Annotated in this window: 13 protein-coding genes and 1 tRNA gene; 4 read left to right on the top strand and 10 right to left on the bottom strand. The window is 61.7% G+C overall.

What is annotated here, in order from left to right; translation table 11 throughout:
• The first annotated feature begins 74 nt into the window (after positions 1–74).
• Positions 75–1,163 carry a porin gene (locus AC3WW4_RS05785; protein ID WP_488827425.1) on the top strand — a complete coding sequence of 363 codons (1,089 nt, stop codon included), beginning with the start codon at positions 75–77 and terminating at the stop codon, positions 1,161–1,163.
• 248 nt (positions 1,164–1,411) lie between these two features.
• A complete protein-coding gene (locus AC3WW4_RS05780) occupies positions 1,412–2,560 on the top strand; it encodes a porin (RefSeq protein ID WP_488827424.1) in 1,149 nt (382 codons plus the stop codon).
• A gap of 158 nt (positions 2,561–2,718) precedes the next feature.
• Here AC3WW4_RS05780 and AC3WW4_RS05775 read toward each other — a convergent pair whose 3' ends face one another.
• The 3 genes from AC3WW4_RS05775 to AC3WW4_RS05765 all read right to left on the bottom strand — a co-directional run bounded on the left by AC3WW4_RS05775 (position 2,719) and on the right by AC3WW4_RS05765 (position 6,490).
• Positions 2,719–4,005 (bottom strand): porin, encoded by a 1,287-nt coding sequence (locus AC3WW4_RS05775; RefSeq protein WP_488827423.1) that lies wholly within the window; start codon positions 4,003–4,005, stop codon positions 2,719–2,721.
• A 203-nt stretch (positions 4,006–4,208) separates the two neighbouring features.
• A complete protein-coding gene (locus AC3WW4_RS05770) occupies positions 4,209–5,303 on the bottom strand; it encodes a porin (RefSeq protein ID WP_488827422.1) in 1,095 nt (364 codons plus the stop codon).
• Between the two features lie 143 nt (positions 5,304–5,446).
• A complete protein-coding gene (locus tag AC3WW4_RS05765; protein ID WP_488827421.1) occupies positions 5,447–6,490 on the bottom strand; it encodes a porin in 1,044 nt (347 codons plus the stop codon).
• Between the two features lie 225 nt (positions 6,491–6,715).
• Between AC3WW4_RS05765 and ruvB the strand changes: the two genes are divergently transcribed.
• Positions 6,716–7,810 carry a Holliday junction branch migration DNA helicase RuvB gene (gene ruvB / locus AC3WW4_RS05760; protein WP_488827420.1) on the top strand — a complete coding sequence of 365 codons (1,095 nt, stop codon included), beginning with the start codon at positions 6,716–6,718 and terminating at the stop codon, positions 7,808–7,810.
• A gap of 24 nt (positions 7,811–7,834) precedes the next feature.
• On the opposite strand, the gene AC3WW4_RS05755 is transcribed toward ruvB, so the two are convergent.
• The 3 genes from AC3WW4_RS05755 to AC3WW4_RS05745 all read right to left on the bottom strand — a co-directional run bounded on the left by AC3WW4_RS05755 (position 7,835) and on the right by AC3WW4_RS05745 (position 9,159).
• Positions 7,835–8,074, bottom strand: a complete 240-nt coding sequence (locus AC3WW4_RS05755; RefSeq protein WP_488827419.1) for a sulfurtransferase TusA family protein — start codon at positions 8,072–8,074, stop codon at positions 7,835–7,837.
• A 34-nt stretch (positions 8,075–8,108) separates the two neighbouring features.
• Positions 8,109–9,011, bottom strand: a complete 903-nt coding sequence (gene cysM, locus AC3WW4_RS05750; RefSeq protein ID WP_488827418.1) for a cysteine synthase CysM — start codon at positions 9,009–9,011, stop codon at positions 8,109–8,111.
• A gap of 63 nt (positions 9,012–9,074) precedes the next feature.
• Positions 9,075–9,159: transfer RNA gene (locus tag AC3WW4_RS05745), tRNA-Leu, on the bottom strand.
• Positions 9,160–9,265: 106 nt separating this feature from the next.
• Between AC3WW4_RS05745 and AC3WW4_RS05740 the strand changes: the two genes are divergently transcribed.
• Positions 9,266–9,877 (top strand): rhomboid family intramembrane serine protease, encoded by a 612-nt coding sequence (locus tag AC3WW4_RS05740; protein WP_300156471.1) that lies wholly within the window; start codon positions 9,266–9,268, stop codon positions 9,875–9,877.
• 36 nt (positions 9,878–9,913) lie between these two features.
• Here AC3WW4_RS05740 and AC3WW4_RS05735 read toward each other — a convergent pair whose 3' ends face one another.
• The 4 genes from AC3WW4_RS05735 to ileS form a co-directional block, all read right to left on the bottom strand.
• Positions 9,914–10,765, bottom strand: a complete 852-nt coding sequence (locus AC3WW4_RS05735) for a DUF2189 domain-containing protein (protein WP_488827417.1) — start codon at positions 10,763–10,765, stop codon at positions 9,914–9,916.
• 265 nt (positions 10,766–11,030) lie between these two features.
• Positions 11,031–12,167, bottom strand: coding sequence for an aminotransferase class V-fold PLP-dependent enzyme (locus tag AC3WW4_RS05730; RefSeq protein WP_488827416.1), 1,137 nt, complete (start codon positions 12,165–12,167; stop codon positions 11,031–11,033).
• A gap of 90 nt (positions 12,168–12,257) precedes the next feature.
• The gene (gene lspA / locus AC3WW4_RS05725) at positions 12,258–12,797 is read right to left on the bottom strand and encodes a signal peptidase II (protein ID WP_488827415.1); all 540 of its coding nucleotides are present in this window, start codon (positions 12,795–12,797) and stop codon (positions 12,258–12,260) included.
• Positions 12,797–15,619, bottom strand: a complete 2,823-nt coding sequence (gene ileS / locus AC3WW4_RS05720; protein ID WP_488829694.1) for an isoleucine--tRNA ligase — start codon at positions 15,617–15,619, stop codon at positions 12,797–12,799. The genes lspA and ileS overlap by 1 nt, the downstream gene beginning before the upstream one ends.
• Between the last annotated feature and the right edge of the window lie 59 nt (positions 15,620–15,678).

Genomic DNA, 15,678 nt, shown 5'->3' with positions numbered 1-15,678 from the left:
GCGTCTCAGGGTGAGCCCTGAGACGGCGCCATTTCGCCCTCTGCTTCAATGTCGTTGACCCTTCAACGGGCACCATGCAAGTGGAGACGTATGTTCCCACTGCTCGGATTTACGTCAATACATTGGAGCGATTCATGAAGAAGACCCTCGTGGCCCTGGCCGCCCTGTCCGCCACCGCCGGCGCATTTGCTCAATCGTCCGTGACCATTTATGGCACGCTGGATGCAAGCGTGGCCTATATCGACAACGCCAACGCTAAAAAGCAGTCCGTCACCCTGATGAACGACAGCGCGATTTCCACCTCACGCTGGGGCATGAAGGGCACAGAAGACCTCGGAGGCGGCCTCAAAGCCAACTTCAATCTCGAAAGCGACGTGAACATGGGTACCGGGGCCAACAACTCCGCTGGCATGTTCCGCCGCGCAGCCTTTGTTTCACTGTCCAGCGACCAATGGGGTGAACTGCGCCTGGGTCGCGCCACCTCCGTTGCTGTCGCTCAGATGGTTTCCGGCGGCATCGTGGCCCCCAGCAACGCCATGCACGGCACCGTGCTGCTCGGGGCTGGCTTGGCTGGCGACTTCTTCGTGGCCAATGCGATCACCTACATCTCGCCGTCTCTGTCCGGCCTTCGTGCGTCGCTCCAGTACGCTCCCGGAGAGCAAGCTGGCGACAGCAGCAACGGCAGCGCGACTCATGCTGCCGTGAAGTACCAAGGCAACAACTTCACCGTAGGCGGTGCATATGTCAATGTCGAGGACCTCACCGGCGGTGCGGCGACCGTCTATGGCCGCAAGTGGTACACCATTGATGGCACCGTCACATTGGGTCAGGTGAAGTTGGGCGCGGCTTACTACAACGCAAACCACAACACAGGTGCTGCGGTTGTTGACAACCAAGGCTACATCCTGAACGGCAGCTACCAACTTGACCCCAAGATCATGCTGTTTGCAGGCTTCATCAAGAGCCTGCAAGACTCTTCGGCCGTGTCCCTGCAAGCTCGCTATGCGCTGTCCAAGCGCACGACCGTCTATGCAATTGTCAACCGCGTGGACAACGGCAATGAAAAGGTGAATTTCATGCCGATGTACCTGGACGCCGCTACATATGGGACGGCCAACACCAAGCAAACGGGTGTCGCACTCGGCGTGATGCATTCGTTCTAAGACGTGAACTGAACGGCATCCCTTCACGGCGCGGGTCACGTGCTGAGGTGGGATGCCGTTGGCAATTCATGATCTGTTCACCGACTGTTGTCCGGTTTTGCCCTGCAGAAATTAGGTTGAAACCCTGAATCACCCGCACAACCAGTCCTGAATATTGACGCATCTACGCTACAAATAACACGTCAACCTAGGCCGAGCCCCTAGATGACAGCCCCGGCCAGCCGGCTTCAATCTAGTAACCCCCCTTTATGAGGGGTTACGGCATACGAGGTCATCCGTTTAGTTCGCCACCTCAACCCAAGATTGGAACCCTGACCATGAAGAAGACCCTCATCGCCATCGCGGCACTGAGTGCAAGCGCTGGCGCATTCGCACAATCGTCTGTCACGCTGTACGGCATCCTGGATGCCAGCGTGGGCTATGTGAACAAGGCCAATGCCGCAGGCAAGTCCGCGACGTACATGAGCGACAGTGCCTTGCAATCGTCTTATTGGGGCCTGCGCGGATCAGAAGACATTGGCGGAGGATTGAACGTCAACTTCAACCTGCAGTCCGATGTCCGCACCGACACCGGCGCAGGCAATGCAGACGTCTTCCGGCGTGAAGCCAACGTTTCGCTGGTCAGCGCCACGTATGGTGAACTGCGCCTGGGTCGCACCATGTCACCGGCGATCGCCAACGCCCAAGGAGGGGTTGTGACACCAGGCAACAGCATTGGTGTTTCATCTGCTGCAGCCACTGGCACCTCTCTGGACTTCTTCACCAAGAACGCCATCACCTACGTGTCACCCTTGATGAGCGGTGTGCGAGCCACCCTGCAATACAGCCCTGGAGAAGTTGCCGGGGACTCCAGCGCCGGCCGCAAGATGGCTGGCTCGTTGGTTTACACGGACGGGCCGCTGCGCTTGGGCGCTGCTGCACAGCAGGTCAAGGGCTCTGACGGCAAGACTTCTCGCGATTGGTACAACGTGAACGGGCAGTACACCTTGGGCTCATTCAAACTGGGCGCGGGCTGGTACAAGGTGGATCATGGCGACACGACTGACATTCAAGGCGTCGCAAGCTACAACGCCGATGTGGGGCGTCCACGGGGTACTCTGGCAAATGGAACCACCACCCCGGTCCCCTCCAGCCATGGCTACAACGTGAGTGTCGGCTATCAGATCAATCCTCAAGCCATTGTGTCAGCCACCTATGTGCATAACAACCAGGATTCGTCGCTGCTGAACTTGCAGGCACGCTATGCATTGTCCAAGCGCACGACCACTTACGCGATGATTGCCATGGCCGACAACGGGAACAAGGGCGTTAACTTCACGCCTTATATGTTTGCCGTCAACGGCGTGGCAGACAAGAAGCAGTCGGCCTTTGTGTTGGGCATGATCCACGCGTTCTGATCCGGCCATCATTGGTCCAGTTATTTCCAAAGCGCCTTCGGGCGCTTTTCCTATGCGTGCGTGGAGCCACACACTTAACAATCATGTGACAACATGACTCCAGGCCGACACAAAAAAACCGCCCGAAGGCGGTTTTTGACTGACGAAAGAATAATCGATCAGAAAGTATGGCGAACGCCAGCACCGATGTACGTGCTCTTGCCACCAGGATTGATGCCAGCGCCGGCGAAAACTGGCGTCTCACGGAGACCCAGATTGGTCGCGATGACGTCTGGGCCACCTTGGATAAGTACCGGGAAACCGGCATCGGCAGCATTACCCTCGTCATCACGGATCTGACCAATGCGGGTAAACAGCGAAGTCCGCTTGGACAGCGCATATTCAGCACCCAACATCAGACCAGTATCTTTGCCTTTGGTGAAGTTCTTGAACCTGATTTGCGACGCTTGAGCCGAGAAGGTCCAGGCATCAACCGGCACACGGATACCAGCAGCGAAATATTGCACCTTCAGGTTGGCATCGGAGCCTTCGATGTCATAACGACCTTGTGCAAAGGCCGCATCCAACAGGATGCCGCTCGACGGGAACACATACTTGACGCCCAAGTTGTACGCTTGGTACTTGTCCAGAGTCCAGCCAGAGGCAATCGTGCTGCCGCTCTGGTAAAGGCCAAAGCCTGCGCCGTCAAAATCGTTCCGGTGGTAACCCACTGTGGCGTTCAAAGCCGAATCGAACGCATAGTTCCCGAAGAAGCCCACAGAGCGGCCGATCTTGCCGTCAGCGGACTCCGCGCCAGAACCGAGCGACCCCAAAATGCCACCGGTCGCACCGGTCACTTGGGCGCCACGCGCACCCGAGATAAGGTTCAGAGAACCAGCGTTAGGCGAATAGGCCACGGAACCCGTGAAACCACCTGCCTTCAACCAGTAGCTGACCTGGTTGTCTTGACGAACCATCAGGTTGTTGGTGGCGCCGCCTTCAATGAACAAGTCGGTGGCACCGAAGCGCTCACCCGTGATGAAGGCCGTCGAGTAGAAGATCGGGGCATATTGACGGCCCAAACGCACTTCCCCGAAGGGTGTGGTCAAACCCACGTAGCTTTGACGGCCAAAAATGCGTCCGTCCTGACTCAGCGCACCCGTGTCATGGCTCAACTGGCCTTCCAGCACGAAGGAGGCCTTGTAACCATCGCCCAAGTTTTCTTCCCCCTTGAGACCAAAAGACGTTTGCGACGTGGCGCTCGGCGACACGCGGGTCACTGACGACTTGGTACCTTGACCCAGGCCAATAGACGGGGCCAGCGCCACACCGGCGGTCTTCTTCACATGGTCCACGCTCACGTCAGCGTTACCGTACAGGGTCAAGCTTGATTGAGCAAAGGCGGTGCCCGCACCAAAGGTGGCCAGAGCGAGAGCGGCTGCGATGGTCAGCGCGGTTTTTTGCATCTTGTATCTCCTAATGAAACCCAGGGAGGGTGTCGTGAATTGTTGCTGGCACACCTTCGAAGGAACTTGCGGGTTTACACCAGATTGTCGTCTAGGCACTACACGTCATGACGGCAGTTCAGGCACTCAGTAACACTCATCAGGACGCAGAGACGACAAAAGGGGCCCGAGACCCCTTTTGCATCCACACCAAATCAGGTAGGTCAGAACTTGTGGCTGACGCCCATGGCCAAGCCGGTGGAACGCTCGCCAAGCACGCCTGGCAAGCCGCCCACAGCGATGGCAGACTGGTCATCATTGGAAACGGTGGTAACCAGAGCGTAGAACGAGGTGCGCTTGGACAAGCTGTAGATGCCCTTCAAAGCGACGATGGTGGCGTCAGCATCATTGCGAACGTCTTTGAAGTCACGCGCACGCGACACGGAGGCTTGCAAGGCGAAAGCGTTGCCCAGCGGCACGTCCAAGCGAGCACCCAAGAGTTCGCGAGCTCCGGTCAAACCCACACCGGAGCCATTGCGGTTGTAGTAACCCGTCACCTTGGCGGCCGTGAAGTCATACGACACGTATGCCAGCCCCGACTTTTCCTTGGCATCGCCGGCCTTGTCAGCCTTTGCTTCCAAATAAGCTGCGCCAACGCCGAAACCGCCTGCTGCGTACTGAACGTTCAAACCATAGTGTTCGCCCTTCTTGCTTCCAGCGGTTTCACCGTTGTCGGTAGCAGTGTAGTCAGCAGCCGTGCTGTACTGGACTTGAGCAGAAAGGCCGCTCACCAGCTTCGGCAAAACGTAGGTGACGGCATTGTCGGTACGGCGATATTTGTCGCCAGGCAAGGTGCCGGCAATCTTGAAGTCGTCGTAGGCCTGGGCGCCCAGGATGCTGCTGTTGCCAGCCAAGATACCAATGGAGGTGTCTTGACGACCCAGACGCAATTCACCGAAACCACCGGCCACACCCACCCACGCAGCGCGGTCAAAGAAACGGCTAGCACCACCACCGTTGGCGCCAGTATCCACCTTCACGGCAGTTTCCAGCACGAAGTTGGCCTTCAGACCTCCACCGAGATCTTCCGTACCCTTGAAACCAACGCGCGAGGAAGCCAGGTTGTCGGAGCTCACGCGGGTGACGGTCTTGCCAGCCTTGACGCTTTCGACCGATGCATCAACCAAACCGTACAAGGTCAGCGAGGACTGGGCGGAAGCCGCCGATGCGGCCGAAACGATGGCCAGAGCGAACAGTTTCTTGTTCATGGTTTCTCCATTGAGCAGAAGGAGGGCCACCAACGCGACGTCGGCGGGCAATTGGGAATTATTGGCCGAGATCGACGGCCTTGTGTGACAAGGCGCTCAGCTTTGTCGGCAAATGACGACACCCATGCAACGGAAAACACAATGAAAAAGGGGGCCAAAGCCCCCTTTCAGATTGCCGAACAGTCTGAGGCGAATCAGAACTTGTGGCTCACGCCAACGGCCAAACCGCGCGACGACTTATCGCCAGTAGCCAGCGTTGCGCCACTCAAGGCCAGTTTGGAGCCCTTGTCATTGTTCACATTGGTGAACAGAGCGTAGACCGAGGTGCGCTTGGAGAGGGTGTACACGCCCTTCAGCGCAACGATCTTGGCGTCGTCACCGACGGTATCAGTGGCGCTGAGGGATTGATCCTTGACTTGCGAGTAAGAGGCTTGCAGCTTGAAGTCCTTGCCCACCGGCACGTCCACGCGGCCACCCACGACTTGCAGCTTTTCGGCGGCGCCGTCGCGCTTGTCTTGCTCGAAGTAGCCAGTCAGCTTGGCCACGCCGAAGTCGTAACCCAGATATGCCAACACGCCGGTGTCGTCCACAGTCGTGCTGCGCTTGGCATTGATGTAACCCAGACCCGCGCTGAAGCCAGCGGCTGCGTACTGAACGTTCAGGCCATAGTTGCTGCCAATCTTGTCGGCGTTTTCGGTGCCGACCGCAGACGAAGAACCAGCAGCCGTGCTGTACTGCAGTTGTGCGCTCAGGCCATCGACGAACTTGGGCAACACGTAGGTGATAGCGTTGTCAACGCGGCGATAGGCATCACCCGAGAAAGTCTTGGCGATTTTCAGATCGTCGTAGGCCTGAGCACCCAGGATCGAAGAGTTGCCTGCCAACAGGCCGATGGCGCTGTCCTGACGACCCAGACGCAGTTCACCGAAACCACCGGACACGCCGACCCATGCAGCGCGGTCAAAGAAGCGAGTCGAACCGCCACCATTGGCGCCCGTGTCAACTTTGACAGCGGTCTCCAGCACGAAGTTGGCTTTCAGACCATTGCCCAGATCTTCAGTGCCCTTGAAGCCGACACGCGAAGATGCCAGATTGTCCGACGAGACAGCCGTGACCGTCTTGTCGCCCTTGACGCTCTCCACCGAGGCGTCAACCACGCCATACAGAGAGACAGAAGATTGAGCGAAAGCAGCCGAAGAGGCGGCGATGGCGGCCAGAGCCAGCAGAGTCTTTTTCATGGAATTCTCCAAAGTTGAACTACACGCTTCAGCGATGTCGTGAGACGGTGGACGGGTGCTGGGCACCTCGGTTGTGAGCCTGAGAAGCCAGGCCGCGGTCCGCTGAAACTGTTGGCATTGCAACAAAGTTCGGGGGCATCTGTGATGACAGCTTTGTCATATGGATATGCGCACTGAAATTCTGTTGCATTGGCGCAACTAATGGGCCGAGCGGATAATCCAGCCATGAGCATCCAGACCGACGACTTCGACGCCCCGCGCCGGGCACGATCCACCCCCGTCAACCCTTTCGTGACCGAGGCATCCGATCGCGTGGTGGGCGCGGCGGTGACGTCGCCGCTGGAGGATGTGATGGAGCGGGCACTGCGCCCCAAGGACCTGGACGAGTACGTGGGTCAGGCCAAAGCCCGCGAACAGTTGGAGATTTTCATTGGCGCGGCGCGCAAGCGTGGCGAGGCGCTGGACCATGTGCTGCTGTTCGGCCCCCCCGGCTTGGGCAAGACGACACTGAGCCACATCATTGCCACCGAGCTGGGCGTGAACCTGCGCCAGACCTCCGGACCGGTGCTTGAAAAGCCCAAGGACCTCGCCGCCATCCTGACAAATCTGGAGCGCAATGACGTCTTGTTCATCGACGAGATCCACCGTCTGAGCCCGGTGGTGGAGGAAATCCTCTACCCCGCACTGGAGGACTACCAGATCGACATCATGATTGGCGAAGGGCCGGCCGCCCGCTCAATCAAGCTGGACCTGCAACCGTTCACGCTGGTGGGCGCGACCACCCGCGCGGGGATGTTGACCAACCCGCTGCGCGACCGCTTTGGCATCGTCGCCCGGTTGGAGTTTTATTCCGCACAGGAATTACAGCGCATCGTGACGCGCTCGGCCGGTCTGTTAGGAGCCCCCATTGACGCGGAAGGGGCGATGGAAGTGGCGCGGCGCTCACGCGGCACGCCACGGATTGCCAACCGCCTGCTGCGCCGCGTGCGCGATTACGCCGAGGTGAAGGGCAATGGGCGCATCACGCGCGAGATGGCCGACAAGGCGCTGGCGATGCTGGATGTGGACCCGGCGGGCTTTGACGTGATGGACCGCAAGCTATTGGAAGCCATCATCCATCGCTTCGATGGCGGCCCGGTCGGGCTGGACAACGTGGCCGCCGCCATTGGCGAAGAGCGCGACACCATTGAAGATGTGATCGAACCCTATCTGATTCAGCAGGGGTACCTGCAGCGCACGCCGCGTGGGCGCATTGCCACGGCCACGGCGTTTAAGCATCTGGGTTTGCAGGCGCCCCAGGGGGACAGCCTGCTGGACTGATCGACAGGCCTGATCAGCGACGTTTCAGCGACGGCGCAGGATGTGAATGTATTCCTCGTGACCGTCGCCTTGCAGGGCTTGCTGGTCAATCAGGTCGTTGCCGGTCTGACGGGCAAAGGCCTGAAAGTCGCGCACGGAGCCGGGGTCGGTGGCCAGCACCTTGAGGATCTCGCCGCTGTGCATATCGGACAGGGCTTTCTTGGCCTTGAGGATGGGCAAGGGGCAGATCAGGCCGCGGGCGTCGAGTTCTTTGTGGATGTCCATGGCGATGCGGGCTGGTAGGTCGATCCTGTGTGGATCAGGCCGGGAAGACCCCGGTGGAGAGGTAGCGGTCACCCCGGTCACAGACGATGAACACGATGGTGGCGTTGCTCAGATTCTGCGCCAATTGCAAAGCAGCCCAGCAGGCACCGGCGGCCGAGATGCCGCAGAAGAGCCCCTCTTCGGCGGCCAGGCGGCGTGCCATCTCTTCGGCATCGGCCTGGCTGACGTAGATGAGTTCATCGACGCGGCTGGGATCGTAGATCTTGGGCAGATAGGCTTCGGGCCATTTGCGGATGCCGGGAATGCGCGAGCCTTCTTGCGGCTGGGCACCCACGATGCGAACGGCTGGGTTCTGCTCTTTCAGGTATTTGGAGACGCCGGTGATGGTGCCGGTGGTGCCCATGGCGCTGACGAAGTGGGTGATCTGCCCCTTCGTGTCCAGCCAGATTTCGGGCCCGGTGGTTTCATAGTGCACAGCCGGGTTGTCGGGGTTGGCAAACTGATCGAGCACCACGCCCTTGCCTTCGCGCACCATCTGGTCGGCCAGGTCGCGGGCGTATTCCATGCCGCCGCTCTTGGGAGTGAGGATGAGCTCGGCGCCAAACGCCTTCATGGTCTGGGCGCGCTCGATGCTGAGGTCTTCCGGCATGATCAGGACCATGCGGTAGCCGCGGATGGCGGCGGCCATGGCCAGGGCGATGCCGGTGTTGCCCGAGGTGGCTTCGATGAGGGTGTCGCCGGGCTTGATCTCACCGCGCTCTTCGGCGCGCCGGATCATGTTGATGGCGGGGCGGTCTTTGACGGAGCCGGCCGGGTTGTTGCCCTCAAGCTTGGCCAAGATCACGTTGCCACGGGCCTCGTTGTCAGCCCCGGGGATGCGCTGCAGGCGCACGAGGGGGGTTTTGCCAATGGCGTCTTCAAGCGTGGGATAGGACATCGCGACCAACCATTCTCTGCAAACAAAAAGAGCCCCTGGATCGGAGCTCTTGATGGCATTGCGTGGTGCCCCGGGCCGGACTCGAACCGGCACTCCTTGCGGAACCGGATTTTGAATCCGGCGCGTCTACCAATTTCACCACCAGGGCACTGTGTGAAGACCGAAAGGATAGCACAAGCCAACACGCCCTGACGAGGCGCGACACGCCGCGCGACGTTCTATGATGCGTTTTTGCAATTTGACCGACGCGACGCATGCCTCCCTTGCCCCCGATCACCCAGGCCCTGCTTCTGATCAACGTGGCCTTGTTCTGCCTGGACTTGGCTTTTGGCCACCTGCTGTCTCAGTTCATGGCCTTGTGGCCTTTGCAGAGCGGCTATTTCATGCCCTGGCAGGTGGTGACCTATGCCTTCATGCATGGCTCGATGGGGCACATCTTTTTCAACATGATGGGCTTGTGGATGTTCGGCAGTGAGCTGGAGCGCATCTGGGGGCCGCGCCGCTATCTGCAGTTTCTGCTGGCCAGTGTGCTGACCGCCGCGGCGTGCCAGTTGCTGATCTCGATGCTGGGCGGCTGGAACAATCCGACCGTCGGGGCCTCAGGGGGCTTGTTTGGCCTGTTGCTGGCCTACGGGATGATGTTCCCCAACCGCACGATCATGCCCTTGTTCCCGCCGATCCCGATGAAGGCCAAGGTGTTTGTCGCGGTGTACGGTGGCCTGGAATTGTTCCTGGGCGTGACGGGCACGACCTCAGGGGTGGCGCACTTTGCCCACCTGGGCGGCATGCTGGGCGGCTGGCTGATGATGCGCTACTGGCGCGGCCAGCCTCCGTTCAAGCCGGGGCGGGGTCCGCGCCGGTTCTGACTGTTTCTGTCTGACCGAATCCGCTTGAGCGCGTCCTCAGGCGTCGGTGGTGGCGCCGGGAGTTGGCGTCTCAGCCGGCATGACGGCACGGTAGGCATGCCATGAGGCGTGCCCCAGGACCGGCCCCACGACAAGCAGCCCCAGGAAGCCGGGCACCAAGGCCAGCAGGATCAAGCCAGAGATCAAAGCGGCCCAGAGCAACATCACACCGGTTTGGGTGCTCACCAGGCGCATGCTGGCCAGACCGGCGGAGATGGCGTCCACCCCGCGATCGAGGATCATCGGCATGCTGATGACACTGATGGCGTAGATCAGCGCAGCAAAGATGCCGCCGACCACGGTGTAGGCGGTGAAGAAGGTCAGGTACTCCTCGGTGAAGAAGGAGGCGAGCGGGCCGGTGAAATCGGGCATGCCGGTGAAGCTGATCGCAAAGACGATCATGGCGGAGCGACCCCAGAGCATTTCCAGCACCAGCAAGATGGCGGCAAAGATGGCCAGTTGCGCGCTGCTGATGCGCCAGGCCGTGAGGGAGCGCCAGAAGTTCGGCGGCTCGCCCCGCTCCAGCCCACGGCTGACCTGGTACAACCCCAGACACAGAAACGGCCCCATCAACAGAAAGCCGGCGGACAGGGCCAGGGTGTATTGGGGCGCGAATTCGAACACGGCGAGCAAGGCCCAGCCCATCATGACGAAGCAGGCGCCATAAAACAGGCCAATCGCCGGGGCGCACAGGAAGTCAGACCAGCCGAGCTTCAGCCAGCGCCACGGGTCGAACCAAGACAGAGAAGCCAGGGGCATATCGAGCACGCTGGGGCGACGCGCCTCCTCGGTGGACGCGCCTTGCGTCAGCGTAGCCTGATTCGGCGACACCGCTGACGAAGCGGACACAGCATCGTCACGCTGGTGCCCGTGGGACGATACAGCCCAGTGGCCGTGGTGACGCTTGAGGACGGAACGGCGCCGGGTACCCCGTCGACGCGAAACGAGAACGTGATGCGACAAGCGACCCACCGTACCCATACGCCCTCCTGCTGGAAGTCATGATCTGGATACGGTACGCCCGTAGGCACCCCGTGTCATTGGGGCAAGTGCGGAGCCCTCGTTGCGCGAGAGGCTACAGCGACCGCCCTGCAGCTTGCGCGACGCGTGAACCTCAGGCGCCAGCCTGAATGGCCGTCAGCGCCTGATCGAGTTGCTGCAGGGTGCGCGAGACGTGGTGCCACTTCTCCAGGCCGAACAGGCCCAGACGGAAGGTGCGGAAGTCGGCGGGCTCGTCGCACTGCAGGGGCACGCCGGCGGCGGTCTGCAACCCCAGGGCCAGGAATTTCTTGCTGGACTGGATCTCGGGGTCGGTGGTGTAGCTGACGACCACGCCCGGGGCCTGGAAGCCTTCGGCGGCCACGCTCTCGTAGCGGTGACGGGCCAGCAGCGTGCGCACCTCCTGACCCAGGGTGAGCTGCTCCTGACGCACCTTCTCGAAACCGTAGGCTTCGGTTTCTGTCATGGCATCGCGCAGGCGCACGAGGGCGTCGGTGGGCATGGTGGAGTGGTAGGCGTGACCGCCTCCCTCGTAGGTTTCCATGATCTGCAGCCACTTCTTGAGGTCCATCGCGAAGGTGCTGCTTTGGGTGGCGTCGATGGCCTGGCGGGCGCGCTCGCTGAGCATGACCATGGCGCAGCATGGCGAGCTGCTCCAGCCCTTTTGCGGCGCCGAGATCAGGATGTCAACGCCGGTGGCCTTCATGTCCACCCACATGGCGCCCGAGGCAATGCAGTCGAGCACGAACAGGCCACCGACAGCGTGCACGGCATCGGCCACCGCCTTGAGGTAGTCGTCGGGCAGGATCATGCCGGCCGCGGTTTCGACGTGGGGTGCGAACACCAGAGCGGGCTTTTCACGCTGGATGGTGGCCACAACCTCGTCGATGGGGGCCGGCGCCCAGGGGCTTTGCGAGTCGTCACGCAGGCGGCGGGCCTTCAGGACGGTGTGGCTGGCCGGGATCTGGCCCATGTCGAAGATCTGGGTCCAGCGGTAGCTGAACCAGCCGTTCCGAATGACCAACACGTGTTGGCCGTGCGCGAACTGGCGAGCCACCGATTCCATGCCGAAGGTCCCACTGCCGGGCACGAGGGCCACGGAGTGCGCGTTGTACACCCGCTTGAGCATGGCCGAAATGTCGGTCATCACGCCCTGGAAGCGTTTGGACATGTGGTTGAGCGCACGGTCGGTGTAAACGACCGAGAACTCAAGCAGACCGTCAGGGTCGATGGCGGGAAGCAGTCCGGGCATGGCAGGCAAAGGCAGAGTCGATGTACTGCGTTCAGCGTAGCACACCGCCCTGCCCTCACAGCGCAGGCGCATCCCTGCATCGAACGGGGTTTACCCCCCGCGTTTCACGCGGCGCAACTCGTCGACGATGAGCAAGACCGCCCCGACCGAGATGGCGCAGTCGGCCACGTTGAAAGCCGGGAAATGCCCGCCCGGGAACATGCCGGACAGGAAGCCCCAATGGAAGTCGAGAAAGTCCACGACGTAACCATGAACCAAACGATCGATCACGTTGCCGATGGCCCCACCCAGGATCAGTGTGAGCGCCCAGGCAAACAGCTTCTGCCCGCCATGCTGACGCAGCATGTAGACGATGAAACCGGTGGCCGCGATGCCCAGGCCGACGAAGAACCACCGCTGCCAGCCCCCGGCGTTGGCCAGGAAAGAGAAAGCGGCGCCGCTGTTGTGGGCGCGAACGATGTTGAAGAAGGACCAGACCTCGCGGCTGTCACCGTGCTGCATCCAGCCAACGATGAGCACCTTGGTGAACTGGTCGAGCAAGATGATGATGGCGGCGATGCCCAACCAGGGCAGCAAGCCCTGGTTCTGGTTGCCACGCGCGCTGCCGCCCGAAGACTTCTTGGTGGCCATCAGGCGTGCTCGCGGTGTTCACCGTCGCCATGCAGGTTGCTGTCGCAACGGCCGCAGATGGTGGGGTGTTCGGGGTTGACACCCACGTCGTCGCGGTAGTGCCAGCAGCGCTCGCACTTCAAAGCCTTGGAGGGGTTGACCTCGATCTGGGTGCTGTGGCCTTCGGCCAACTCGACGCTGGAGACGATGAGCACGAACTTGAGGTCGTCGCCCAGGCTGCGCAGGTCAGCCAGCAGGCGCTGGTCGTCGGCGTTGATGGTGACGAACAGGTTGGCCTGCAGCGACGCGCCCACTTCGCCGCGGGTGCGCACTTCTTCGATCTGGCGGTTGACCTCTTCGCGGAAGGCACGGATGCGCGACCACTTGGCCAGCAACTCGGTGTCCTTGTCGGCTTCCAAGAAGTCCCAGTAGGTTTCAGTGAAGATCGTTTCACCGCCGTTGAAGATCTTCCAGGCTTCTTCGGCCGTGAAGCTCAGGAACGGGGCCATCCAGCGCAGCATGCCATTCGTGATGTGCCACAGCGCGGTCTGCGCGGCGCGGCGCGCGGGGCTCTTGGCAGCGCTGGTGTAGAGGCGGTCCTTGAGGACGTCGAGGTAGAAGGCGCCCAGATCTTCGGAGCAATACACCTGCAGCTTGGCGACCACGGGGTGGAACTCGTAGCGCTCGTAGTGGGCCAGGATGTCTTCCTGCAATTGCGAGGCGCGGGCCAAGGCGTAGCGGTCGATTTCGAGCAGCTCGTTGTGCGGGACGGCGTCCGTTTCGGGGTTGAAGTCAGACGTGTTGGCCAGCAGAAAGCGCAGGGTGTTGCGGATGCGGCGGTAGCCGTCGACCACGCGGGCGAGGATCTTGTCGTCAATGCCCAGGTCACCGGAGTAGTCGGTGGAGGCGGCCCACAGGCGGATGATTTCGGCGCCCATCTTGCCGGACACCTCTTGCGGCGCGACCACGTTGCCGACGGACTTGGACATCTTGCGGCCTTGGCCGTCGACGGTGAAGCCGTGGGTCAGCAGGCCCTTGTAGGGCGCGCGGCCGTAGATGGCGCAGGCGGCCAGCAAGGAGCTGTGGAACCAGCCGCGGTGCTGGTCATGGCCTTCGAGGTACAGGTCGGCTTCGTGCAGTTCGTCGTGGCCGGCGGTGGGGTGGCTGCCCTGGGCGGGGTTGAGCACGTGGAAGAAGGAGGTGCCGGAGTCGAACCAGACATCAAGGATGTCGGTGGACTTGGCGTAGTCCTCGGCCTGGTCACCCAGCCAGGCAACCATGTCCAGCGTGGACCAGGCTTCGACGCCGCCTTGTTCGACCAGGTCGGCGGCCTTGTCCATCAAGGCCATGGTGTCGGGGTGCAGCTCGCCCGTGACCTTATGCAGGAAGAAAGGCAGCGGCACGCCCCAGTTGCGCTGACGGCTGATGCACCAGTCAGGGCGGTTGGCGATCATGTCGCGCAGGCGGGCGCGGCCATTCTCGGGATAGAAGGTGGTGTGGTCGATCGCGTCCAACGCGGTCTGGCGCAGGGTCTTGTCGGCCTTGGCGGTGGTGAAGACGCCCTCGCCTTCGTCCATGCGCACGAACCACTGGGCGGCGGCGCGGAAAATGACGGGCGTCTTGTGGCGCCAGCAGTGCGGGTAGCTGTGGACGATGTCCTGGGTGGCCAAGAGGCGGCCGTGCTCGCGCAGGGTCTCCAGCACCACGGGGGCGGCCTTCCAGATGTGCATGCCGCCGAACAGGGGCAGCTCGGCCTCGTAGACGCCGTTGCCTTGCACGGGGTTGAGGATGTCGTCGAACTTCAGGCCGTGCGCGATGCAGGAGTTGAAGTCGTCGACACCGTAGGCCGGCGCGGCGTGCACGATGCCGGTGCCGTCTTCGGCGCTGACGTACTCTGCCAGGTAAACGGGAGCTTCGCGGTTGTAGCCTTCGTGGACGTGGGCCAGGGGGTGCTTGAAGCGCAGGCCTTCGAGCTTGGCGCCGACGGTGGTGGCGATGACCTTGCAGGCATCGGCTTCGAAGCCGTAGCGGGCCACGGCCTTTTCGACCAGTGATTCGGCCAGCACCAGCAGGCCCTTGGGCGTGTCGACCAGGGCGTAGCTCAACTCGGCGTGGACGTTCAGGGCCTGGTTGGCGGGGATGGTCCAGGCGGTGGTGGTCCAGATCACCGTGAAGGCGTCCTTGCTCAGGCTGCTGAGGCCGAAGGCGGCGGCCAGCTTGGCGGGCTCGGCGCTCGGGAAGGCAACGTCGAGCGTCTGCGACTTCTTGTCGGCGTATTCGATTTCGAACTCGGCTAGCGAGGAGCCGCAGTCGAAGCACCAGTAGACGGGCTTGAGGCCACGGTAAACATAGCCGCGCTCCATGATCTTCTTGAGCGCACGGATTTCGTTGGCTTCGTTGCCGAAGTCCATGGTGCGGTAGGGATGGGCCCAGTCGGCCAGCACGCCCAGGCGCTTGAAGTCGGTGCGTTGGCCATCGATCTGCTCGGCGGCGTAGACGCGGGCCTTGGCCTGCACGTCGTCGCGCGAGAGGTTGCGGCCGAAGGTCTTCTCGATCTGGTTCTCGATGGGCAGACCGTGGCAGTCCCAGCCGGGCACGTAGATGGCGTCCATGCCCTTGAGCTGGCGCGCCTTGACGATCATGTCCTTGAGGATCTTGTTGACGGCGTGCCCGATGTGGATGTTGCCGTTGGCGTAGGGCGGGCCGTCGTGCAGCACAAACTTGGGCGCGCCTTGACGGGCCACGCGCAGCTTGTCGTACAGACCGTTTTGCTCCCACTCGGCCACCCAGCCCGGCTCACGCTTGGGCAGGTCTCCCCGCATCGGGAAGACGGTGTCCGGCATGTTCAGCGTGGCGCGGTACTTGGACTCGGGCGCCTCAGCGGGTTTGGCGCCGCCCTTTT

Source organism: Aquabacterium sp. TM01 (assembly GCF_057808345.1).
The sequence above is the reverse complement of the archived record's forward strand: the minus strand, read 5'-3'. Positions and strand labels throughout refer to the sequence as shown.

Excerpts from the sequence above, each read along its gene's own strand:
- AC3WW4_RS05740 (WP_300156471.1), top strand. The coding sequence starts at position 9,266 with ATGCCTCCCTTGCCCCCGATCACCCAGGCCCTGCTTCTGATCAACGTG.
- AC3WW4_RS05785 (WP_488827425.1), top strand. The coding sequence starts at position 75 with ATGCAAGTGGAGACGTATGTTCCCACTGCTCGGATTTACGTCAATACA.
- ileS (WP_488829694.1), bottom strand. The coding sequence starts at position 15,619 with ATGCCGGACACCGTCTTCCCGATGCGGGGAGACCTGCCCAAGCGTGAG.
- lspA (WP_488827415.1), bottom strand. The coding sequence starts at position 12,797 with ATGGCCACCAAGAAGTCTTCGGGCGGCAGCGCGCGTGGCAACCAGAAC.
- AC3WW4_RS05755 (WP_488827419.1), bottom strand. The coding sequence starts at position 8,074 with ATGGACATCCACAAAGAACTCGACGCCCGCGGCCTGATCTGCCCCTTG.
- AC3WW4_RS05780 (WP_488827424.1), top strand. The coding sequence starts at position 1,412 with ATGAGGGGTTACGGCATACGAGGTCATCCGTTTAGTTCGCCACCTCAA.
- AC3WW4_RS05765 (WP_488827421.1), bottom strand. The coding sequence starts at position 6,490 with ATGAAAAAGACTCTGCTGGCTCTGGCCGCCATCGCCGCCTCTTCGGCT.
- AC3WW4_RS05775 (WP_488827423.1), bottom strand. The coding sequence starts at position 4,005 with ATGCAAAAAACCGCGCTGACCATCGCAGCCGCTCTCGCTCTGGCCACC.
- ruvB (WP_488827420.1), top strand. The coding sequence starts at position 6,716 with ATGAGCATCCAGACCGACGACTTCGACGCCCCGCGCCGGGCACGATCC.
- cysM (WP_488827418.1), bottom strand. The coding sequence starts at position 9,011 with ATGTCCTATCCCACGCTTGAAGACGCCATTGGCAAAACCCCCCTCGTG.
- AC3WW4_RS05730 (WP_488827416.1), bottom strand. The coding sequence starts at position 12,167 with ATGCCCGGACTGCTTCCCGCCATCGACCCTGACGGTCTGCTTGAGTTC.